The organism is Streptomyces sp. NPDC012935 (assembly GCF_042900345.1).
Taxonomy (GTDB): domain Bacteria; phylum Actinomycetota; class Actinomycetes; order Streptomycetales; family Streptomycetaceae; genus Streptomyces.
The window spans coordinates 121,904-142,575 of sequence record NZ_JBIBBC010000008.1 but is presented as its reverse complement, the minus strand read 5'-3'; the positions used below and the strand labels follow the sequence as shown (position 1 = coordinate 142,575).

Sequence of the window (20,672 nt, the reverse complement as noted above, 5' to 3'; positions counted from 1 at the left end):
CCGTCACGGCGAGGGCCGACCCCGTCCGTCAGTGCAGCCGCAGTCGCAGTCGCAGTCGCAGTCGGAAGGACGGTCGGCACGACAGCCGGAGCCGGCTCACTGGCCGGTCACCACCGCCGCCTGGGGCCGGATCGGGAGGCGGTTGACCGGACGGCCCGTCGCGGCGCGTACGGCCGACGCGATGGCCGCCGGGGACGTCACCACCGGTACCGCGCTGACCGCCTTCGCGCCGAAGGGCGCGACCACGTCCCGCTCCTCGACCAGCTTCACGATCCGGATGTCGGGGGCGTCCAGGGCCGTGGGCAGGGAGTAGCCCGTGAGGTCCGGGTGGCGGATCAGGCCGCGCGCGGAGCGCAGGTTCTCCGTGAGCGCTATGCCCACGCCCTGCGTCACGCCCGCCTCGATGCGCGCCTCCAGCTGGGCCGGATTGAGCACCCGGCCGACGTCCTGGGCGAGCGCGAGCTCGACCACGCGGACCGAGCCCAGTTCGATGTCGACGTCGACGACCGCGCGGATCGCGCAGAAGGCCATGCCCACGAAGGCGTCGCCCTGGCCGGCGTCGTTGAGCGGTTCGGTCGGGTGCGGGCGGCACTGGGCCGTAGCCCACAGTTCCTTGCCGTCCAACGCCTCGGTGACGGTGGTCGACAGGACCCCGTCGTACGACGTGATCTTGCCGTCGGTGATCTGGAGCAGCTCAGTGGACATGCCGAACTTGTGCGCCAGGGGCTGCAGCAGCTGCGTACGGACCATCTTGGCGGCCCGTTCCACCGCGCCGCCCGACACCCAGGTGTGGCGGCCGCGGCAGCCCGCGCCCGCCGGCGGCTGGTCGGTGTCCACGGGCGCCACGTGCACGTCGTCGATGCCCAGCGTGTCCTGGACGATCTGCCGGGCCAGCGTCGCGAAGCCCTGACCCGTCTCTACGGCCGCGCACAGCACCGTCGCCACGCCGTCCTGGACCTTCACGGTCGCCGTGGAGACCTCGTCGGCGCCCTCGGCTCCGAGCATGTGCACCATGCCCAGGCCGTAGCCCACGCCCCGTCGCACGGCGCCGGGTTCGCCCGCGCCCTCGGGGCCGCCGGGCAGCAGCCACTCGTCCTCGGGCGTGTCCTTGGGCAGCGCCGGCAGGGGGTGCTCCTGTACCGCCTGGAGCAGTTCCGCGACGGGGGCCGGGCACGTCACGGTCTGGCCCGTCGGGAGTACGTCGCCCGTCGCCAGCGCGTTGCGCAGGCGCAGTTCGGCCGGGTCGGCGCCGAGCTTCTTGGCCAGCTTGTCCATCTGCGCCTCGTAGGCGGCGCACACCTGCATGGCGCCCTCGCCGCGTACATGGCCGGAGGGCGGGTTGTTGGTGCGTACGGCCCAGCCCTCGATGAAGGCGTTCGGGACGACGTACGGGCCGCAGGCGAAGGCGACCGCGGCGGCCAGGGCCTCGGAGGACGTGTCGGCATACGCGCCCGCGTCCAGCAGGATCTGCGCCTCGACCTTCACCAACCTGCCCTCGGCGTCCGCGTGGTGGCGGTATCTCAGCAGGGTGGGGTGCCGGTGCGTGTGACCGAGGAAGGACTCCTCGCGCGTGGCCGTCAGCTTCACCGGGCAGCCGGTCTTGAGCGCCAGCAGGCCCAGCGGGAGCTGGAAACCCTGGTCCTCCCGGTCGGCGGTGGCGCCGGGGACGCCGGTGACGACGACCTTGACGCGCTCGGGCTCCAGGCCGTAGCAGGCGGCGGCGCGGTCACGGTCGGTGTGCGGGTCGGTCGAGGCGAGGTAGAGCTCCACGCCGCCGTCGGGGCGCGGTACCGCGAGGCCCGCCTCGGCGCCGATGGGGGCGGGGTCCTGGCGGCCGATGCGGTAGAGGCCCTCGACGACGATGTCGCCGGCCGCGTCGGGGTCACCGTGGCGCAGCGGGATGTGGCGGATCAGGTTGCCGTCGGGGTGCAGCGGCTCGGCCTCGAAGGCCTGCTCGGGGTCGGTCACCGGGTCGAGCACCTCGTACTCGACGATGACGGCCGCCGCGGCCAGGCGCGCGGTGTCGGGGTGGTCGGCGGCGACCGCGGCGATGGGCTCGCCGTGATGGCGTACGACCTCGGAGGCGAAGACCGGGCGGTCGGCCCTGCCCCGGCCCAGCAGCGGGCTGCCCGGCACGTCCTCGTGTGTGACGACGGCCCGGACGCCGGGCATCTCGCGCGCGTGGGTGGTGTCGATGGACGTGATGCGCGCGTGCGGGTGCGGTGAGCGCAGTACGGCCGCCCACAGCAGGCCTTCGGCCCACAGGTCGGCCGCGTACGGGAAGGTGCCCTCGGTCTTGGCACGGGCGTCGGCGGCCGGCAGGGAGGCGCCGAGGCCGTGCGGGATCTGATCGGGGGCGGGGGCTGCCTCCGCGGCTGTGGTCGCGGTGGCGGCTTCGTTGCTCACGCCTGGCCTCCGTCCTGGCCGTAACCCTGGTCATGCGGTCCCATGGCACCGGGGGCCTCGAAGGCCGAGCGGTGGACGCCGCCGGCTCCCGGGCCTGCCTGGTGAGGGATACGTGGCTCGTCGCCGTCCTGTTCGCCGTCGTCGGCCGCCGAGTGTGCCTGGCGTTCGGCGACGACCTCCTTGACGGCATCCACCACGCCCCGGTAGCCGGAGCAGCGGCACAGGTTGCCGCACAGCGCCTGGCGGGTCTCCAGCTCGGTCGGGGCCGGGTTGCCCTCCAGGAGGTCGTGCACGGTCATCGCCATGCCGGGCACGCAGAAGCCGCACTGCACCGCTCCGCACCGCGCGAGCGCGCGCTGCACGTCGGAGGGCTGCCCGTCGGCGGCCAGGCCCTCGACGGTACGGACCTCGCTGCCGGCGGCGGTGACGGCGGGCACCAGGCAGGACGCCACGAGCCGTCCGTCGACCTGTACGTTGCACGCCCCGCACTCGCCCTGCGAGCAGCCGTCCTTGGCGCCCGCGAGGCCGAGGCGTTCACGCAGCACGTACAGCAGCGACTCGCCGATCCAGGCGTCCGAGACGGGCCGGTCGACGCCGTTGACGCGCAGCACGTAGGAGGCGAGGGGGTGCTCCTCGCCGGAGGGCGCCGGTGCGTCGTCGGTGGCGGAGGCCCGCTCGGGCTCCTGCGCGGCCTCGGCGTCGGAGTCGCCGCCCTCGGCCGGGGCGGACGCGGCGGAAGCCTCTGCCGGGCCCTCTGCGGCCTCTGCGGCGCCCCGGGTGTCCGTAGCGTCCGTAGCGGGGTCGACGGGCCCGGAAGCGGCCTGTGGGGCCTCCGAAGCGCTTTCGGCGGAGTCCTGGGAGGGCGGCTCGGCGGCGAAGTCGGGCGCACCTCCTGGGGGCCGGCCCTGCGGGTGCGCGGCAGACCGCTCACCGGACCCGTCGGCGTGTACGGCGTGCTGGTCACCGGAGTACGCCCCGGGGTGACCCGGCCGTCCGGGCACGTGCCCGGCGCCCGTCGGGTGCCCGGCCGCGGGGCCGGCTTCCACCGCTTCCCCGGTCGCCGCGGCCTCCGCGTGCGGTTCCCATGGCTGCCCGGTCGGCTGCGTCGCCCACGGCGCGGACGCGCCGCCCGGCAACGTGGCCGGAGGCGTGCCGCCCCACTGCTCGACGAGCGACGACGTGGTGAACTCGCCCGATTCGTCCGGAAGGTCACCGTCGGCGACGGGGATCGACCACTGCCCGGTGACATCGTGACGGGGCGCGGCAGCGGCGTCCTGGCCCGCGGCGGTCTCCGAGAAGTTCCACTGCTGGGTGGCCCCGGGGTGGTACTGGAACTGACCGGTGCCCCCGTCCTGCGGCACGGCGTTGGGGTCGGGCCACTGGGCGTTGCCGTCGGGCGCGCCCGCGATTGGCCAGCCCCCCTGGGCCGCGGGGTCGGCACCTGATCCCGGCGCGGCCGTTATCTGCGGGGGCACATAGCCGTGGCCGCGCGCGGCGAGCGGGCTGTCGGTGGAGGCCAGGAGGGCGTCGATGCCCCCTTCGGGGAGTTTGACGAAGGCGGTGGCGCCGTCGTCGTAGTCACCCTGGGGCAGCGGGTCCCAGCGGCCCGCGCCCTGGGGCGTGCTCTCTCCGTGCTGGTCGTCGGTCACGACAGCGCCCTCCCCAGTGCTCGTCGGGCCAGCGCGGCGACGGTGCGCCGCAGGTGCAGTACGGCGGGCGGATGCTGCGGTACGGAGCCGTCCTCGGCCGGCGTCGGGTCCGGGATGCAGGCCGCGGAGACGTACTCGCCGAAGGCGTTCAGCGCCTCGGGGACGATCGCGCGGTTGTTGTCCCAGTCGATCAGCTGGGCGACCCAGTGCTCGGCGTCCAGCGGCCTGAGCGGCATCGGCGCTATGGCGCCCACCGCGCACCTGATGCCGCGCCGGGCGGGGTCGAGGACGACGGCGACGGACGCCATGGCGCGCCCCGGGCCGGTGCGGCCGGTGGCCTTGAGGAAGACCTGCGGGGCGTGCAGCAGCGGCACGCGCACGTAGCCGATGAGTTCGCCGGCGCGCAGCATCTCCATGCCGGCCAGCAGGTGCGACACCGGGACCTCCCGGCGGGCTCCGCCCGGGCCCGCGACGATCAGGGTCGCTTCGAGGGCGGCGAGGACCGGCAGGGCGTCACCCGTCGGGGACGCGGAGGCGATGTTGCCGCCCAGGGTGCCCGCGTTGCGGATCTGCGGCGGGCCCGCGGCGCGTGCGGCGGCGGCGAGCGCCGGGATCAGGGCGGCGAAGTCGGGGCGGCCCATACGCGCGTGCGTGAGGCCCGCTCCCAGCAGGGCGTGGCCGTCCTGGTACTGCCAGCCGCGGATCTCGCTGATCTTGCCGAGGCCGACCAGCGCGGCGGGCCTGAGCTGCCCGGAGTTGACGGCGGCCATGAGGTCGGTGCCCCCCGCGACGGGCACGGCGGCGGGCATGGCGGCCAGTGCCGCCACGGCCTCGTCCAGCGTCGTGGGCAGCGTGACGGACTGCGCCGCCTGCGGTGCGTGCGTGGTCAAACCGGCTGCCCCTTCCCGCTGCCCCACCTGGTCCCACCTGTGCTGCCGTACGGTACGTGCTGACAGGGCGGACGTGGCAACTCTGGCACATCTTCGCAGGACCCGAGGACACGGGTCCGCTAGGAGGCATTCGCCCACCTCATCGAGGAGATGGTCCGTTTTCGTACGGCATCACCGGTGAGTACCGATTGACACTCTTCGGTGACACCTTGCCGGTTTTTTTCAATTACCTGTTCGGGGGCGGGCCGTCGATCGGGCGGCCGAGGACCCCGGGGCGCCGCTGCCACGGCCGCGGTCCGGTCGGCGGACGGTACGCGACTCCCAGGGCGTCAAGTCGCCCGTAGTGGGCGGCCATCCGTCGCTGGAAGTCGGTGAAGTCCCGTTCCGCCGGCTCCGGGAGGCTGCTCCAGGCGACCTCGGCGAAGGCGGCGAGGCGCGGGAAGGTCTGGTAGTCCACGCGCGCGGGGTCCTCCATCACCTCGGTCCACACGTTGGCCTGCGTGCCGAGCACATGCCGGGCCTCGTCGGGCGTCAACTCGGCGGGAACGGGCTGGAACCGGTACACGTCCTCCAGGGTGCGGACGTACCCGATCGGCACCGGCTCGTCGGCGCCCCCGTCCTGACGGTGGTCCAGATACACCTGCTGCTCGGGGCACATGACGACGTCGTGGCCGGCGCGGGCCGCCGCGATGCCACCCGCGTAGCCGCGCCAGGACGACACGGCCGCGCCCTGAGCGAGCCCGCCCTCCAGGATCTCGTCCCAGCCGATCAGCCTGCGCCCGCGCGCGGACAGCCACTTGTCGAAGTGGCCGATGAACCACGCCTGGAGTTCGTCCTCGTCCTTCAGACCGAGTTCCCTGATGCGCTCCTGCGCGGTCGGCGACTGCCGCCACTGGTCCTTGAGGCATTCGTCACCCCCGACATGAATGAACTCCGAGGGGAACAGCTCCAGGAGTTCCTCGAACACCCCCTCGTAGAAGCGCAGGGTGTTGTCAGTGGGGGCGAGTACGTTCGGATTGATCCCCCAGGTGTCCCAGACGGTGAGTGCGGAGGTGTCGATGACGTCGGTGTTGCCGAGTTCCGGGTACGCGGCGATCGCGGCCTGCGAGTGGCCGGGTACGTCGATTTCGGGGACGACGGTGATATGCCGCTCGGCGGCGTACGCGACGATCTCGCGGACGTCGTCCTGGGTGTAGTGGCCACCGTGCGGCTTGTCCTCCCACAGCGGGGAGGCGCGGTGGCCGAATTTGGTACGCGCCCGCCAGGAGCCGACCTCGGTGAGCCGGGGGTACTTCCTGATCTCGACGCGCCAGCCCTGGTCGTCCGTCAGATGGAAGTGGAAGACGTTGAGTTTGTGGGCGGCCATCAGGTCGAGGTACCGCAGGACGCCGTCCTTGGGCATGAAGTGCCGGGAGACGTCGAGCATCAGGCCGCGCCAGTGGAATCGGGGGGCGTCCTCGATGATCTGGTGCCCGATTCCGTAGGTGGTGCCCGGCCGGACGGGGGCACGCCGGAAGGCGTCCGGCCCGAGCAGCTGGCGCAGCGTCTGGGCGCCCCAGAAGACTCCGGCCGCACTGCCACCGCGGATCTCCACGCCCCGGTTGACGACGACGCTGAGCTTGTACGCCTCCGGCTCCAGCGTGTCGTCCAGGTGCAGCCGTACGGAGTTTGGGTCGCCCTGCGTACCCGGCGCCAGCGGCAGGCCGAGAGCCGCGCCCACGGTGGAGCGCAGCCAGCGTTCGGCCGTTCCCGTCCCGGGAGCGGCGTACAGGATGGTGGCCTCGTCCAGCAGGACACCGCAGCGCGCGGGCCCCTCGATCGAGCGCGGCGAGGGAATCAGGTCCGTCTCAGGAGTCACGTCAGTCCTTTACCGCTCCGCCCAGCCCCGACACCAGCCGTCGCTGCACGAGCACGAAGAAGATCAGCACCGGAATCGTCATCACCGTCGACGCCGCCATGACGCCGCCCCAGTCCGGCTCGTCCGGCTTGTAGAAGACGAGCAGGGCCATCGGGAGGGTCGACTGCGAAGTGTCGCTGATGATGAAGGACTTGGCGAACAGGAAGTCGTTCCAGGCCGAGATGAAGGAAAACACGCTCGTGGCCACGAGCCCCGGGAAGACCAGCGGGAAAAGGATCTGCCACAGGAATCGCGACCTGCTCGCCCCGTCGATGTACGCGGCCTCCTCCAGCGCCTCGGGAACCGCCTTCACGAACCCCCGCAGCATCCAGATCGCGAACGGCAGCGAGAAGGCGATGTGCGGCAGGATCAGCGAGCCGAGCGTGTTCAGCTGGCCGAAGTCCCGCATGAGGAAGAACAGGGGGATCGTCAGCGCCTCCACCGGCACCATCTGGGCCACCAGAAACATGATCAGCAAGGTGGTCCGGAAGCGGAACCGGAATCGTGTCACCGCGGTCGCCGCGAGAAACGCGATCAACGCCGAGACGATCACGACCGTGCACGCCACGACAAGACTGTTGAGGAAGTAGCGGCCGAATTCGTTCTGCTCGAACACCCGCCGGAAGGAATCCAGGGAAGGGGCCAGCGTCCAGGGCCGCGGCTCGCTGGACTCGATCTCCCCGGCCGGCTTGAAGGCGCTGAGCACCATCCAGTACAGCGGAAACGCCACCACGACGGCGATCAGCAGCGCGGACACCTCCGCGAGCAGCCGCCAGGGCCGACGCACGAAGGGCACGGAACCCACGGACTTCACGGACCTCACAGTTCCTCCCCCTGCCTGCGCAGCAGCCGCAGGTACACCAGCGTCACCGCCAGCAGGATCAGCAGCATCACGATGCCGATCGCCGAGCCGAGGCTGTACTGCGAGGACGCGAAGGCCTTCTGGTAGGCGTACACGTTCAGCACGAGGTTCTGGCCCGCGATGCCGCCGCCGTTCGTCATGACGTAGATCTGGGTGAAGACCTTGAAGTCCCAGATGACCGACTGGATGGTCACCACCACGAGGATCGGCCGCAGCATCGGCGCCAGCACCGACCGCCAGATCCGCCACTGCGAGGCACCGTCCAGCGCGGCGGCCTCCAGCACCTCGGCCGGTACGGAGCGGATACCGGCGTACACCGTCACCATCACGAACGGGAAGGAGCACCAGACCACTTCGAGCAGGACGAGGAAGAAGGCACTGAGACGCCCGTACGTCCACGAGTGGTCGCCGAGCCCCAGGATGCGGTTCACCGGCCCGAAGTCCGGGTCGAACAGGAACAGCCACACCGTCGACCCCGTGATCGCCGGCGTCGCCCACGCCCCCAGCGCCGCCAGCATCAACGCCAGCCGCGGCACGGCACGCACGCGCGTGAGCAGCACCGCGAGCGCACACCCGACGGCGAGCGTCGACACGACGCACGCCGCCGCGAACACGACCGTGGCCAGCAGCACCTGCCAGAACTGCGAGTCCGAGAACAGCTGCGAATAGTTGCCGAACCCCTGGAAGGTGGTGGGCTCCCCACCACTGACCTGCGCCTGCGTGTACTCGAAGAACGAGATCAGCCCGAGCTGATAGATGGGGTAGACGAGCAGCCCGCCGAGGACGACGAGTGCGGGGGCGAGATAGAGCCAGGGCACCATGTGACTCCGGGCACCCACACGCCCCCAGGGGCGCGGGGAACTGCGCGACCAGCCACGAACTGCCGGCAGCCGCACACGGTCCGCGCCTCCCGAGGTATTGGGCGGCACCCGCGTCACCCGGCGGAGCCGAACGCGGCGTCCATCTTCGTGGCCGCCTCCCCCGCAGCCGCCGCCACGTCCTTCTTGCCGCTGATGACCTCCTGGAGCATCGTCGGCAGCACCAGCGAGGAGTCGATCTGCGCCCACGCCGGCGACGCGGGGACGAACTTGGTGCCGGCGGCCAGGGTCTGCGCGAAGGGCTTGACGTACGGCTCCTCGGCCGCGACCTGCTGCCGTACGTCCGAGAAGGTGGGCAGGAAGCCCATCGCCTCGAACATCGAGGTCTGCGTCTTCTTCGAGGCCAGCTGCTCCATGAGGTCAACGGCCAGCGTGCGGTGCGAGGTGCTCTTCAGGACGCCGATGTTGTTGCCGCCCGCGAACGCCGGCGCGATGGAACCGGCCTTCACGCCCGGCAGCGGCACGACCGCGTACTTGCCCTTCGCCTTCCCGGCCTCCACGGCCGTGTGGCTGAAGTCGCCGCCGATCGCCATGCCCGCCTTGCCGGCCGCGAACGCGGTGATCGTGTCGTTGCCGCCCATGCCGGCGCACTTGGCGGCGGGGCAGTTGTCGTCGCTGAACAGGGACGTGTACGCCTTGATGCCCTTCTGGGCGGCCGCGCTGTCGATGGCGGAGGCGTACGAGCCGCCCTTGCCGGTGGCGAGTTCGCCGCCGTTGGCCCACACGAACGGCATCGCGCCGTAGGTGTACGCCCCGCCCACCACGAGCCCGTACAGCTCGGGCTTCGCGGCGCGGATCTTGCGGGCCGTCCCGGCCAACTCGTCCATGGTCTTCGGCGGTTCGAGGCCGAGCTCCTCGAAGACGTCCGTGCGGTAGTACAGGGCGCGGACGCCGACGTAGAAGGGCGCGCCGTAGATCTTGCCGTCCACGGTGACGGACTGCTTGGCGGTCGGGTCGGTGTCCTTCGCCTCGCTCCAGGCGCCGAACTCCTCGGTGACGTCGAGGAGTCCGCCGTCCTTCACATAGCCCGCGGTGTCGGTGTTGCCGTACTCCATGACGTCGGGCGCGGACTTCGGGTCGTTGAAGGCGGCCTTGACGCGTTGGGCGCGGGTCTCGATCGGGATGTACTCGACGTCGACCTCCGTGCCCTCGTGGGCCTTCTCGAAGGCGGTGACGACGGAGTCGACGACCTTCTCCTTCGGCTTGTTGCCGACTTCCTGGAAGAGCCAGACCCGCAGGGTGCCGGTCTTCTCGTCCTTGTCGGAGGAGGAGTTGGTGGACGTCTGCGGGGCGCAGGCGGAGACGATCAGGGTGGCGGCCGCGAGAGCGGTGGCCCCAAGGAAACGGACGGACGGCTTCCTGGCGTTCATGGAGTGCTCCTCCGATGAGGTGTTGCAACATGCGCAATGACGGTTTCGCTGTGCACAACACTCGGAGGCTAGGGACTTCATGAACACGATCACAAGAGGTCTCAACCACTCTGTGACCGGCGGACGCACTCCATGCAACGCGCGGACAGCACAAAGACCCTCAGGGCGCGCAAAACGCGCCCTGAGGGTCTTATGTCTGCCGAACGGAAGAGACCGCTACTTCTTGTCGCCGTCCTTGCCCTTGTCGCCGCCGGCGCCCATGGACTCGTAGATCTCCTTGCACATGGGGCACACCGGGTACTTCTTGGGGTCGCGGCCGGGCACCCAGACCTTGCCGCAGAGCGCCACGACGGGGGTCCCGTCGAGGGCGCTCGCCATGATCTTGTCCTTCTGGACGTAGTGGGCGAAGCGCTCGTGGTCGCCGTCGCCGTGGGACGTCTGCGGCGTCGGCTCTACGAGGGTTCCCGTACCAGTCCCGCGCTCGGGCTCGAGAGTGCTCATATCGCCAAGGGTACTGAAGCTCACAGGCATCAGTTGAGCGAAGGGTCGTCCGGATACGTGGCCACCATCGCGAGCTCGCTGCGCTGGCGGCGCAGGACCTCGCGCCAGAGTCTTTCCGGCGACGGCGAGGAGACGTCGCCGGGCTCGGACTCGACGACGTACCAGGCTCCCTCCACCAGCTCGTCCTCCAGCTGGCCGGGCCCCCAGCCGGCGTACCCGGCGAAGATCCTCAGACTGCCCACGGCGGAGGCGAGCAGCTCCGGCGGCGCCTCCAGGTCCACCAGCCCGATGGCGCCGTGCACCCGGCGCCAGCCCAGCGGGGCGCTCTCGCCGTTCGCGTCGCCGGGGATGACGGCGACGCCGAGCGCGGAGTCCAGGGACACCGGGCCGCCCTGGAAGACGACACCGGGTTCGCCGGCGAGGTCCGCCCAGCCCTCCAGGATGTCGCCCACGTCCACGGGCGTCGGACGGTTGAGCACGACACCGAGGGAGCCCTCCTCGTCGTGGTCGAGAAGGAGCACCACCGCGCGGTCGAAGTTCGGGTCCGCCAGGGCGGGCGTGGCCACGAGCAGCCGCCCTGTGAGCGAGGACACCTCGGTCATGCCAGACATGATCCCGCATCTTCCCTTCGCATGGGGAGGCAATGCCGGTTCGGGAGGGAATGCAGCTCAGGGCGGAAAGGAGCGTCCCCCGGCGCACGGCCGGGGCGGTGACCGCTCGTGCCCGAAGCGGAACGGTTCGTGTTGTGACAGAGCTATGACGTTCCTGAGCCGTACTTGGGCTTACAGAAGGGGGGTCCGCGGCGATTACCCTTTCCCTCCTGGCCCCTGCCCAACTCATCGGAACGCGAGATACATGACCGTCAACGACGATGTCCTGCTTGTCCACGGCGGAACCCCGCTGGAGGGCGAGATCCGTGTCCGCGGTGCGAAGAACCTCGTACCGAAGGCCATGGTCGCCGCCCTGCTGGGCAGCGCGCCAAGTCGACTGCGCAACGTGCCCGACATCCGGGACGTCCGGGTCGTACGCGGTCTGCTGCAACTGCACGGGGTCACGGTCCGTCCGGGTGAGGAACCCGGCGAGTTGGTGATGGACCCCTCTCACGTGGAGAGCGCGAACGTCGCTGACATCGATGCCCACGCGGGTTCGAGCCGTATCCCGATCCTCCTCTGCGGCCCCCTCCTGCACCGCATCGGGCACGCGTTCATCCCCGGCCTCGGCGGCTGCGACATCGGCGGCCGGCCCATCGACTTCCACTTCGAGGTGCTGCGTCAGTTCGGCGCGACCATCGAGAAGCGGGCGGACGGGCAGTACCTGGAGGCTCCGCAGCGGCTGCGCGGCACGAAGATCCGGCTGCCGTACCCCTCCGTGGGCGCGACCGAGCAGGTGCTGCTGACGGCGGTGCTCGCGGAGGGCGTCACGGAGCTGTCCAACGCGGCAGTGGAGCCCGAGATCGAGGACCTCATCTGCGTTCTGCAGAAGATGGGCGCCATCATCGCGATGGACACCGACCGCACGATCCGCGTCACCGGTGTGGACGCGCTCGGCGGCTACACCCACCGCGCCCTCCCGGACCGCCTGGAGGCGGCCTCCTGGGCGTCCGCGGCGCTCGCGACCGAGGGCAACATCTACGTCCGTGGCGCCCAGCAGCGCTCGATGATGACGTTCCTCAACACCTACCGGAAGGTGGGCGGTGCCTTCGAGATCGACGACGAGGGCATCCGGTTCTGGCACCCCGGCGGCCAGTTGAAGTCCATCGCCCTCGAGACGGACGTGCACCCGGGCTTCCAGACGGACTGGCAGCAGCCGCTCGTGGTCGCCCTCACGCAGGCCACCGGCCTGTCCATCATCCACGAGACGGTCTACGAGTCCCGGCTCGGCTTCACCTCCGCGCTGAACCAGATGGGCGCCCACATCCAGCTCTACCGTGAGTGCCTCGGCAGCTCCGCCTGCCGCTTCGGCCAGCGCAACTTCCTGCACTCCGCGGTCGTCTCCGGCCCCACCAAGCTCCAGGGCGCCGATCTGGTCATCCCCGACCTCCGCGGCGGCTTCTCCTACCTCATCGCGGCCCTGGCGGCCCAGGGCACGTCCCGGGTCCACGGCATCGACCTCATCAACCGCGGCTACGAGAACTTCATGGAGAAGTTGGTCGAGCTGGGCGCGAAGGTGGAGTTGCCGGGCAAGGCCCTCGGCTGACGACACCTCACGGCTCCGGGCCGCCTTGGAGGGCTGTCAGGAGGCGCGAACCACGATGGGGCGGCACCCGCAACCGGGTGCCGCCCCATCGGCGTTTCTACAAGCCGCACGCCGTCCCGTGGCGTACAGACGGCAAGGTCACTTGCCCTTCGCGGCTTCCTTGAGCTTGGAGCCCGCGGAGACCTTCACGCTGTAGCCGGCCGGGATCTGGATCGGGTCGCCGGTCTGCGGGTTGCGCGCGGTGCGAGCGGCACGGTGGGTGCGCTCGAAGGTCAGGAAGCCAGGGATGGTGACCTTCTCGTCGCCCTTGGCGACAACCTCGCCGACGGTCTCGGCGAACGCGGCCAGCACGGCGTCGGCGTCCTTGCGGGTCACCTCGGCACGGTCGGCCAGCGCGGCCACCAGCTCACTGCGGTTCATGTTGTTACTCCCGTGTTCTTCTTGCTGTTGAGGCGTGCCACGCGGCGGAGCCGCATATTGGGCACAGCGAAGCCGATGCTGCCAGGGTCCTCGGACAGTCCCCGGACCCGGGTCCGTCCTCGGACCCTCGCGCCCAGGGACGCATCCTGCCCCTACCTGCGGCGGGAAAGCCAATCCGGCACCCGGAGGAGTCGTGAGAACACCCTTGGGAGTCACACGAAGAGGGCCTGAGCTTTTCGCGTCACGATAAACGGCAGCCACAGGCCCCAGGTTCCACGACGCGCCGTTACAAGGGCTTGCCGTGGCGATCCTCACAGCCCACACACACTTTTCGGGGCTGTGAGGCAGCGACACCCGGTGATTACTCGGTGATTACTCGGCCGAACCCGCCGCCGTGCCGGACTTCGCCGCTTCGCGCACCGCACCGGCGACCGCACCCGCGACCTTGTCGTTGAACACGCTCGGGATGATGTAGTTCGGGTTCAGCTCGTCCTCGGTCACCACATCTGCCAGCGCCTTCGCAGCCGCGAGCATCATGTCGGTGTTGACCGTGCGGGACTGCGCGTCCAGCAGACCGCGGAAGACACCCGGGAAGACCAGCACGTTGTTGATCTGGTTCGGGAAGTCGGAGCGGCCCGTGGCCACAACTGCGGCCGTCAGGCGGGCGATTGCCGGGTCCACCTCGGGGTCCGGGTTCGCGAGCGCGAACACGATGGCGTCGTCGGCCATGGCGGCCACGTCGTCGCCGTCGAGCACGTTCGGGGCCGAGACGCCGATGAAGACGTCCGCGCCGCGCACGGCCTCCTTCAGCGTGCCGGTCAGGCCCTCGGGGTTGGTGTTGTCGGCGATCCAGCGCAGCGGGGAGTCCGCGGGGGCCTGGCGCAGGTCCTCGCGCCCGGCGTGCACGACGCCGTGGATGTCGGCGACGACGGCGTTCTTCACGCCCGCGGCGAGCAGCAGCTTCAGGATGGCCGTACCGGCTGCGCCGGCGCCGGACATGACGACGCGGATGTTCTCAATCGCCTTGCCCGCGACGCGAAGTGCGTTGGTGAGGGCGGCCAGGACGACGATCGCGGTGCCGTGCTGGTCGTCGTGGAAGACGGGGATGTCGAGGGCCTCACGCAGCCGCGCCTCGATCTCGAAGCAGCGGGGCGCGGAGATGTCCTCGAGGTTGATGCCGGCGAACCCGGGGGCGATCGCCTTGACGATCTCGACGATCGCGTCGGTGTCCTGGGTGTCGAGGCACAGCGGCCAGGCGTCGATGCCGGCGAACCGCTTGAAGAGGGCCGCCTTGCCCTCCATGACGGGCAGCGCGGCCTTCGGGCCGATGTTGCCCAGGCCCAGCACCGCCGAGCCGTCCGTCACAACCGCAACGGAGTTCCGCTTGATCGTCAGGCGCCGCGCGTCCTCGGGGTTCTCGGCGATCGCCATGCAGACCCGGGCCACGCCCGGCGTGTAGACCATGGACAGGTCGTCACGGTTGCGGATGGGGTGCTTGGACTGCATCTCGATCTTGCCGCCGAGGTGCATCAGGAACGTACGGTCGGAGACCTTGCCCAGGGTGACGCCCTCGATGCCGCGCAGCTGCTCCACGATCTCGTCGGCGTGCGCGGTGGAGGTGGCGGCGATGGTGACGTCGATGCGGAGCTTCTCGTGCCCGGAGGCGGTGACGTCGAGGCCGGTGACCGAGCCTCCGTGGGACTCGACGGCCCCGGTGAGCTGGGAGACCGCGGTTCCGCTCGCGGGCACCTCCAGCCGGACCGTCATCGAGTAGGAGACGCTGGGCGCCGTTGCCATGGCCGACTTCCTCTGCTTTCACCTGTGACGCTGGATGCCGTCCGATCGTCGCACCTACCGCCGAGTAGGAGTTAGCCGGGCTTGAATTGCGAACGTATTGTTCGCCACGCCTTCCCATGAAAAGAGACCCACGTCACATTCGTGACGTGGGTCTCTCCAACGTTCATGACACCGGCCCGCCATGCTCGCCTCGCGGCAAGTGGTCGCTCGTAGCGACGAAGGTTGGGCCCGGGGGCTTGGATCGAGCCGGTGCCACACCCAGGCTAACAAACCGATCCCGTAAGGCCATTCCCGTACCTGTGGTTCATCCGGATCAATCTCTGAGCAGGTCCGGCACCCCGCTCGCGTCGGGCTCGTCGCGCTCCCCCGACACCACCGTGAGCTGCTGGGTGGCCCGGGTCAGCGCGACGTACAGCACCCGCAGGCCAGCCGGGGACTCGTCGGCGATCTCCGCCGGCGAGACGACGACCGTCGCGTCGTACTCCAGCCCCTTCGCCTCCAGGCTGCCGAGCGCCACGACCCGGTCGCCGAGCCCGGCGAGCCACTTGGCCGCCTCCTCGCGCCGCTGCATCGCGACGACGACACCGACCGTGCCGTCGACCCGGTCCAGCAGTCGGGCGGCCTCCTCGCGGACCGTCTGCGCGAGGGAGTCCCGTACGACGGTGAAGCGGGGCTCGACGCCGGTCGAACGCACCGCCGACGGTGACGTCGAGCCCGGCATGGCGAGGGCGAGCACCTTCGCCGCCAGCTGGGCGATCTCGGCCGGGTTGCGGTAGTTCACGGTGAGCTGGAAGCGGCGGCGCGGGCGGGTGCCGAGGGCCTCGTCGCGGGCCTCGGCCGCCTCGTCGACGTCGGACCAGGAGGACTGGGCCGGGTCGCCGACGACCGTCCAGGTGGCGTGCCGGCCGCGGCGGCCGAGCATGCGCCACTGCATCGGCGTGACGTCCTGGGACTCGTCGACGATGACGTGGGCGTACTCGGTGCGCTCGGCCGCCAGCCGCTCGGCGCGCTCGCGCTGCGACTCCTCGCGGACCGGCATCAGCTCCTCCAGGCCGGTGAGCTGGTCGAGCGGGTCAAGCTCGCGCTTCTTCTTCGGGCGGGCCGGGGTGCCGAGGATCGACTGGAGCTCGTCGAGCATGGCGATGTCGTGCACGGAGTACCCGTCCCGCTTCAGCGAGCGGGCGACCTTGCGCACCTCGCCGGGGTTGAGGACCCGGCGGGCCCAGCGGCCGAGCCGTCGCTCGTCGGCCATCGCCGTCAGGACCGCCCTCGGGGTCAGCTCCGGCCACCAGGCGTCGACGAAGGCGATGAAGCTGTCCTCCGACATCACGTCCTCGTCGAAGGAGGCGCGCAACTCGGCGGCGAGCTCCGGGTCGCTGTGCCGGGTGGCGCCGCCCGACTGCGCCCACAGGGCGTCGAGCAGCAGCTTGCGGGCGCGCGGGCGCAGCAGGTTCACGGGTGCGGTGCCGCCCAGCGCGGTGCGGCGGATACGTTCCAGCGCCTCTGCCTCCAGCTCGAGGCGGCGCCCGAAGGCGACCACGCGCAGCCGGGTGGGAGGTCCGGCGGGGGGCTGTGCGGAGGCGTCGTCGTCGCCGAAGGCGAGCTGTCCCGTCCGGTTCGCCGCGGTGTCGCCGACGGCGGGCCGACGAGCGTCGGCCCCATTGCCCGGCCCCAGCTCCAGCGCGCCCCGCGCCGCCTTCCGCAGCACCTTGAGCATGCGGTACGAGCCCTTGGCGCGGGCCGTGGCCGGGGAGTCGTACAGCGTGGCCTCGGCACCGTCGACGAGGGAGCCGATCGCGCGGATCGCGACCTGGCCCTCCTCGCCCAGCGAGGGGAGCACGCCCTCGGTGTACGCCACCAGCAGCGGGGTCGGCGAGACGATCAGGATGCCGCCCGCGTACCGGCGCCGGTCCTGGTAGAGCAGGTAGGCGGCGCGGTGCAGGGCGACGGCGGTCTTGCCGGTGCCGGGGCCGCCCTCGACGTACGTCACGGAGGCGGCGGGCGCGCGGATGACCAGGTCCTGCTCGGCCTGGATGGACGCCACGATGTCCCGCATGGTGTGGCTGCGGGCCTGGCCGAGGGCGGCCATGAGGGCGCCGTCACCGATGACGGGCAGCTCGTCGCCGCCGAGGAACGCCTTGAGCTCGGGGCGCATCAGGTCGTCCTCGACGCTGAGCACCCGGCGCCCCTTGGAGCGGATGACCCGGCGCCGTACGACCCGCCCGGGGTCGACCGGCGTGGAGCGGTAGAAGGGCGCCGCGGCCGGGGCCCGCCAGTCGATGACCAGCGGGGCGTAGTCCTGGTCGAGCACTCCGATGCGGCCGATGTGCAGGGTCTCGGCGATGTCGGCGGTGTTGTCCTCGCGGACCGCGCCCTCGGCGGGCTCGACGGCGGTGTACGCGCCGTCGGGCCCCTTCTTGCCGTCCTTGCCGGGCAGCAGGTCGATGCGGCCGAAGAGGAAGTCCTCGAACTCGTTGTTGAGCCGGTTGAGGTGGACACCTGCGCGGAAGACCTGTGCGTCCCGCTCGGCGAGCGCACCGGGCGTGCCGACCTGGCCGCGCTGGGCCGCGTCGTTCATGAGGAACTCCGCCTCGTGGATCTTCTCCTCGAGACGTTGGTACACCCGGTCCAGGTGTACCTGTTCGACGCCGATCTCCCGGTCTCTCAAGGAGTCTTCGAGCGCGGTTTCCTGCGGAGCCTGAGCGGCCACCGGGCCCCCTTCTGACGTGCTGGGCAGCCGTCAACCGTACGCGAAGGGGACCCGTAATTGCTACGGCGACTACACGTCTACCTCGACGATCTTCTTTCCGTCGAAGTCCATGATCTCTACGTGATCGACTTTGTCGGGGGTCATGGACACGCCGCCGCTGACGTAGAGCGGGTTCCTGGCCTGCTCGGTCTTGGCGTCCGGGATGCCGTAGCCCCACTTCGGGACGGACCAGGAAGCGGCCGTCTCGCGCTCGCCGTCCTTGCTGACGAAGATCAGGGAACACTTGAGCGGGCCTTTGACGCCCTTGAGCTCAAGGGCCGTCTCGGTGCCCCACGCCTTCTCCGACATGCCGACGGTCGCGCTGGCGCCGGTCGTCGGATCGGTCCCCGAGACCTTGTTCTCGGTACCGGTGAACAGGTCCTTGGCGGGGTTGGCCGCGAGGGTCTGACCGGCGCTGCCGCCGCCGTCCGAGTCCCCGCCGTTCGTCGCCACGGCCACGAACGGACCGCCGACGATCAGCGCGGCCGCGGCGGCCACCATGTAGAAGCTGCGCCGGCGCTTCTGGGCGCGGCGCTCGGCGACCTCGTCGACAAGCTTGTTCACCAGGCGCGGGCTGGGCTTCGCCGACAGGGACTCGCCGATCGCGGGTGAACCGGAACCGGGCAGGTCCGCGAGCGCGGCCAGCATCGGCTCCATCCCCGCGAGTTCGTCCAGTTGCTGGGCGCACCACTCGCAGGTCGCGAGATGTGCCTCGAAAGCGGTTGCCTCGGCGTCGTCGAGAATCCCGAGGGCATAGGCGCCGACGGTCTCGTGTTCGCTCGGAACCGGATGTCCCGTCATGGGTCCAGACATACCCGAACCGCCCATCCCGAATCCCTGGTTTCCCCCGTAAACACTCATCACGCCGTCACCCCCCGCTCCTCCAGTGCCAGCTTCATCGACCGCAGGGCATAGAAGACCCTTGAGCGAACAGTGCCACTGGGTATGCCCAGCGTCTCGGCCGCCTCATTGACCGTACGCCCCTTGAAGTACGTCTCGACCAGGACTTCCCGGTGGGCGGGCGTCAGGTCGTCGAGTGCGTCCGACAGCGTCATCAGCCACAGCGCCTTGTCGATCTCGTCCTCCGCGGGGATGACCTCCAGCGGCGACGGATCGACCTCCTGCGGCCGGGCCTGCCGGCTGCGGTGGCCGTCGATGACGATGCGCCGGGCGACCGTCACCAGCCAGGGGCGTACCGATCCGGTCGCTCGATTGAGCTGTCCGGCGTTCTTCCAGGCACGGATGAGCGTCTCCTGCACAACGTCCTCTGCTCGTTGCCGATCACCGGCGACCAGTCGAAGGACATACGCAAGGAGGGGTCCGGCGTGCTCTCTGTACAGCGCACGCATCAGCTCCTCATCAGGTTCCGAGGGCTGGGACATGCGATGTCGGGCCCTCGATCCACGTTCATTGGCCACGACGGAATCCTTGCGCACGCCCACCTCCGATGTCCGGGGGTTCCCCCAGTCGGTCGCTCGACTACCCGTACGCAAGCGGCGCTTTGAGTGTTCAAACCGAGACGACAGTTTTCTTCGGAGTGACGTGACGAGCGGGACATGGCAGCACATTCCCACCGTGCGATCTTTACATTTCCGTCACAACGGCAAGATCGAAGGAGGGCTTCCCTACGGCCCCGTAGGTAAACGACGTGTAATCGAAATCACTTCGACAGCCGTTCCGCAGAAGCCGCATAACGGACTGTCAGGCTCGGGTGAGTGCCGCGCGGCGACGGTGCCGAGCCACTCTTTCCCGGTTCCCGCAGACCTCACTGGAGCACCAGCGCCTCCTGCGCCCCCGGGACGTATCGACATAAACGATCGGACAGTTGTCGCCCTCGCACTCCCGCAGCCGGGCTCGCGCGGCCGGATCGGTGAGCAGTTCCAGGGCGTCCCGCGCGATGGCGCCGAGCAGGGCGGAGCACTCGGGCGGGTGATCCAACTGCCGGACGAGGGTGCCGTCTTCCCCCCTGACGGCGCGGGGGGCCGGTGGCGCCACGCGGGCGATGTCGTTCACACGGGCGAGCGCGATGTCGTACGACGGCCTGTCGTACGACGACCAGCGCTCGGGGGCGAGTCCACCGCGCACCAACTGGCCGACAAGTCCGCGGAGTTCGCAGAACCCTGCGAGCCAGGACGCGTCGGCGTGGGTCAGCGGTGTGCCCGGCGGGGCGAGGCCGGCCCCGACGATCCAGGCGCACAGCACCTCGACGGAGTCGAACCGTTCCTCGGGGTGTGTGGTCGCGAGGAGATCCAGACAGATCCGCCCGGCATCGAACCGCAGCTCGAACGCGCCCGTGGCCGTACCCAGTGCCATGTGCCTGTCACCGCCTAGGGGTCAACCCGGTCATGAGGGGTCGGTGAGATGCCGTGAGGAGAGCTGGGAGAACCGTTCCCCCTAACAGTGCCTGCCCGGCGGCGGGGCCGGAACCCCTCGTACCGCCTGCGGGCCTGGACGTCCGCGTATGGGACTGCGCGTGACGGCCATGTTCGGGGTGCGTGCGGGTCCGTTGACTGGAGGGCATGACCACAACGCGGAACAGCAGAGTCGTGGGGACCGTACTGGGCGCGGCCACGGTGGCGATGGGCCTGATCGCCGGGGCCTTCTACATCTTCGCCTGCGGAGTGATGCCGGGGTTGGCGCGCAGCGATGACCGGGTGTACGTCGAGGTCATGCGCGACATCAACGACGCGTTCGAGAACCCGGTGTTCTTCCTGAGCTTCTTCGGGGCGCTGGTGCTGACGGGGGTGTCGGCATGGCAGGGGCGCGGGGCACCGTACCGGGGGTGGGTGTGGGCGGCGGCGACCGCGTACGGGCTGGCCTTCGTGGTCACCGTCCTGTTCAACATCCCGCTGAACGACGGCCTGAAGGGGGACGGTGATCCGGCCGCCCTGCGGGGGGAGTTCGAGGACCCGTGGCTGGCGTGGAATGTCGTACGGACGGTGCTGTCGACGGTGGCGTTGGGGTGTTTGGGGCGGGCGCTGGTCCTGTTCGGGCGGATCTCGCGGGGTGCGGATGAGCGCCGGCCGGCATCATCCAGCCCGTCCGGCGTTTGAGGAC

Annotated in this window: 17 protein-coding genes; 2 read left to right on the top strand and 15 right to left on the bottom strand. The window is 70.4% G+C overall.

The genetic code is table 11. The annotated features are described in order from the left end of the window. Positions 1–96 precede the first annotated feature (96 nt). The 9 genes from ACFY5C_RS20915 to ACFY5C_RS20875 all read right to left on the bottom strand — a co-directional run bounded on the left by ACFY5C_RS20915 (position 97) and on the right by ACFY5C_RS20875 (position 11,055). Positions 97–2,406 carry a xanthine dehydrogenase family protein molybdopterin-binding subunit gene (locus ACFY5C_RS20915; RefSeq protein ID WP_389446300.1) on the bottom strand — a complete coding sequence of 770 codons (2,310 nt, stop codon included), beginning with the start codon at positions 2,404–2,406 and terminating at the stop codon, positions 97–99. After that, complete coding sequence (locus tag ACFY5C_RS20910) at positions 2,403–4,055, bottom strand: 2Fe-2S iron-sulfur cluster-binding protein (protein ID WP_389446298.1); 1,653 nt, start codon at positions 4,053–4,055, stop codon at positions 2,403–2,405. Before ACFY5C_RS20910 ends, ACFY5C_RS20915 begins: the two co-directional genes overlap by 4 nt. Beyond that, positions 4,052–4,945, bottom strand: a complete 894-nt coding sequence (locus tag ACFY5C_RS20905; protein WP_389446297.1) for an FAD binding domain-containing protein — start codon at positions 4,943–4,945, stop codon at positions 4,052–4,054. The genes ACFY5C_RS20910 and ACFY5C_RS20905 overlap by 4 nt, the downstream gene beginning before the upstream one ends. A 226-nt stretch (positions 4,946–5,171) precedes the next feature. Further along, positions 5,172–6,803 carry a beta-N-acetylhexosaminidase gene (locus ACFY5C_RS20900; RefSeq protein WP_389446295.1) on the bottom strand — a complete coding sequence of 544 codons (1,632 nt, stop codon included), beginning with the start codon at positions 6,801–6,803 and terminating at the stop codon, positions 5,172–5,174. 1 nt (position 6,804) lies between these two features. Further along, a complete protein-coding gene (locus tag ACFY5C_RS20895; protein ID WP_389446293.1) occupies positions 6,805–7,656 on the bottom strand; it encodes a carbohydrate ABC transporter permease in 852 nt (283 codons plus the stop codon). A 5-nt stretch (positions 7,657–7,661) separates the two neighbouring features. Then, a complete protein-coding gene (locus ACFY5C_RS20890) occupies positions 7,662–8,525 on the bottom strand; it encodes a carbohydrate ABC transporter permease (RefSeq protein ID WP_389446291.1) in 864 nt (287 codons plus the stop codon). Between the two features lie 113 nt (positions 8,526–8,638). Further along, positions 8,639–9,952, bottom strand: coding sequence for an extracellular solute-binding protein (locus ACFY5C_RS20885; protein ID WP_389446289.1), 1,314 nt, complete (start codon positions 9,950–9,952; stop codon positions 8,639–8,641). 216 nt (positions 9,953–10,168) lie between these two features. Beyond that, on the bottom strand, positions 10,169–10,453 hold the full coding sequence (locus tag ACFY5C_RS20880) for a DUF3039 domain-containing protein (RefSeq protein WP_328427332.1): 285 nt from the start codon (positions 10,451–10,453) through the stop codon (positions 10,169–10,171). A gap of 29 nt (positions 10,454–10,482) precedes the next feature. Then, positions 10,483–11,055, bottom strand: coding sequence for a YqgE/AlgH family protein (locus ACFY5C_RS20875; protein ID WP_389446288.1), 573 nt, complete (start codon positions 11,053–11,055; stop codon positions 10,483–10,485). 253 nt (positions 11,056–11,308) lie between these two features. Here ACFY5C_RS20875 and murA point away from each other — a divergent pair, with 253 nt between their 5' ends. After that, positions 11,309–12,649 carry a UDP-N-acetylglucosamine 1-carboxyvinyltransferase gene (gene murA / locus ACFY5C_RS20870; protein WP_389446286.1) on the top strand — a complete coding sequence of 447 codons (1,341 nt, stop codon included), beginning with the start codon at positions 11,309–11,311 and terminating at the stop codon, positions 12,647–12,649. A gap of 138 nt (positions 12,650–12,787) precedes the next feature. Here the strand turns inward: murA and ACFY5C_RS20865 are convergent, their stop codons facing one another. The 6 genes from ACFY5C_RS20865 to ACFY5C_RS20840 all read right to left on the bottom strand — a co-directional run bounded on the left by ACFY5C_RS20865 (position 12,788) and on the right by ACFY5C_RS20840 (position 19,928). Beyond that, on the bottom strand, positions 12,788–13,069 hold the full coding sequence (locus ACFY5C_RS20865; protein WP_007498188.1) for an HU family DNA-binding protein: 282 nt from the start codon (positions 13,067–13,069) through the stop codon (positions 12,788–12,790). A gap of 372 nt (positions 13,070–13,441) precedes the next feature. Then, on the bottom strand, positions 13,442–14,866 hold the full coding sequence (locus ACFY5C_RS20860; protein WP_389446284.1) for an NAD-dependent malic enzyme: 1,425 nt from the start codon (positions 14,864–14,866) through the stop codon (positions 13,442–13,444). Between the two features lie 313 nt (positions 14,867–15,179). Further along, positions 15,180–17,576 (bottom strand): HelD family protein, encoded by a 2,397-nt coding sequence (locus tag ACFY5C_RS20855; protein WP_389446282.1) that lies wholly within the window; start codon positions 17,574–17,576, stop codon positions 15,180–15,182. A gap of 69 nt (positions 17,577–17,645) precedes the next feature. Then, a complete protein-coding gene (locus tag ACFY5C_RS20850) occupies positions 17,646–18,476 on the bottom strand; it encodes an anti-sigma factor family protein (RefSeq protein ID WP_389446280.1) in 831 nt (276 codons plus the stop codon). Continuing rightward, on the bottom strand, positions 18,476–18,997 hold the full coding sequence (locus ACFY5C_RS20845) for a sigma-70 family RNA polymerase sigma factor (RefSeq protein ID WP_010039908.1): 522 nt from the start codon (positions 18,995–18,997) through the stop codon (positions 18,476–18,478). The genes ACFY5C_RS20850 and ACFY5C_RS20845 overlap by 1 nt, the downstream gene beginning before the upstream one ends. A 319-nt stretch (positions 18,998–19,316) precedes the next feature. Continuing rightward, on the bottom strand, positions 19,317–19,928 hold the full coding sequence (locus ACFY5C_RS20840; protein ID WP_389446278.1) for a CGNR zinc finger domain-containing protein: 612 nt from the start codon (positions 19,926–19,928) through the stop codon (positions 19,317–19,319). A gap of 206 nt (positions 19,929–20,134) precedes the next feature. On the opposite strand from ACFY5C_RS20840, the gene ACFY5C_RS20835 reads away from it, so the two are divergent. After that, positions 20,135–20,668, top strand: coding sequence for a DUF1772 domain-containing protein (locus ACFY5C_RS20835; RefSeq protein WP_389446276.1), 534 nt, complete (start codon positions 20,135–20,137; stop codon positions 20,666–20,668). Positions 20,669–20,672: the final 4 nt, after the last annotated feature.

Bases quoted from the DNA above. Each gene is read 5' to 3' on its own strand.
- ACFY5C_RS20860 (WP_389446284.1), bottom strand. From the start codon at position 14,866: ATGGCAACGGCGCCCAGCGTCTCCTACTCGATGACGGTCCGGCTGGAG.
- ACFY5C_RS20840 (WP_389446278.1), bottom strand. From the start codon at position 19,928: ATGGCACTGGGTACGGCCACGGGCGCGTTCGAGCTGCGGTTCGATGCC.
- ACFY5C_RS20880 (WP_328427332.1), bottom strand. From the start codon at position 10,453: ATGAGCACTCTCGAGCCCGAGCGCGGGACTGGTACGGGAACCCTCGTA.
- ACFY5C_RS20865 (WP_007498188.1), bottom strand. From the start codon at position 13,069: ATGAACCGCAGTGAGCTGGTGGCCGCGCTGGCCGACCGTGCCGAGGTG.
- murA (WP_389446286.1), top strand. From the start codon at position 11,309: ATGACCGTCAACGACGATGTCCTGCTTGTCCACGGCGGAACCCCGCTG.
- ACFY5C_RS20875 (WP_389446288.1), bottom strand. From the start codon at position 11,055: ATGACCGAGGTGTCCTCGCTCACAGGGCGGCTGCTCGTGGCCACGCCC.
- ACFY5C_RS20850 (WP_389446280.1), bottom strand. From the start codon at position 18,476: ATGAGTGTTTACGGGGGAAACCAGGGATTCGGGATGGGCGGTTCGGGT.
- ACFY5C_RS20885 (WP_389446289.1), bottom strand. From the start codon at position 9,952: ATGAACGCCAGGAAGCCGTCCGTCCGTTTCCTTGGGGCCACCGCTCTC.
- ACFY5C_RS20835 (WP_389446276.1), top strand. From the start codon at position 20,135: ATGACCACAACGCGGAACAGCAGAGTCGTGGGGACCGTACTGGGCGCG.
- ACFY5C_RS20845 (WP_010039908.1), bottom strand. From the start codon at position 18,997: ATGTCCCAGCCCTCGGAACCTGATGAGGAGCTGATGCGTGCGCTGTAC.
- ACFY5C_RS20890 (WP_389446291.1), bottom strand. From the start codon at position 8,525: ATGGTGCCCTGGCTCTATCTCGCCCCCGCACTCGTCGTCCTCGGCGGG.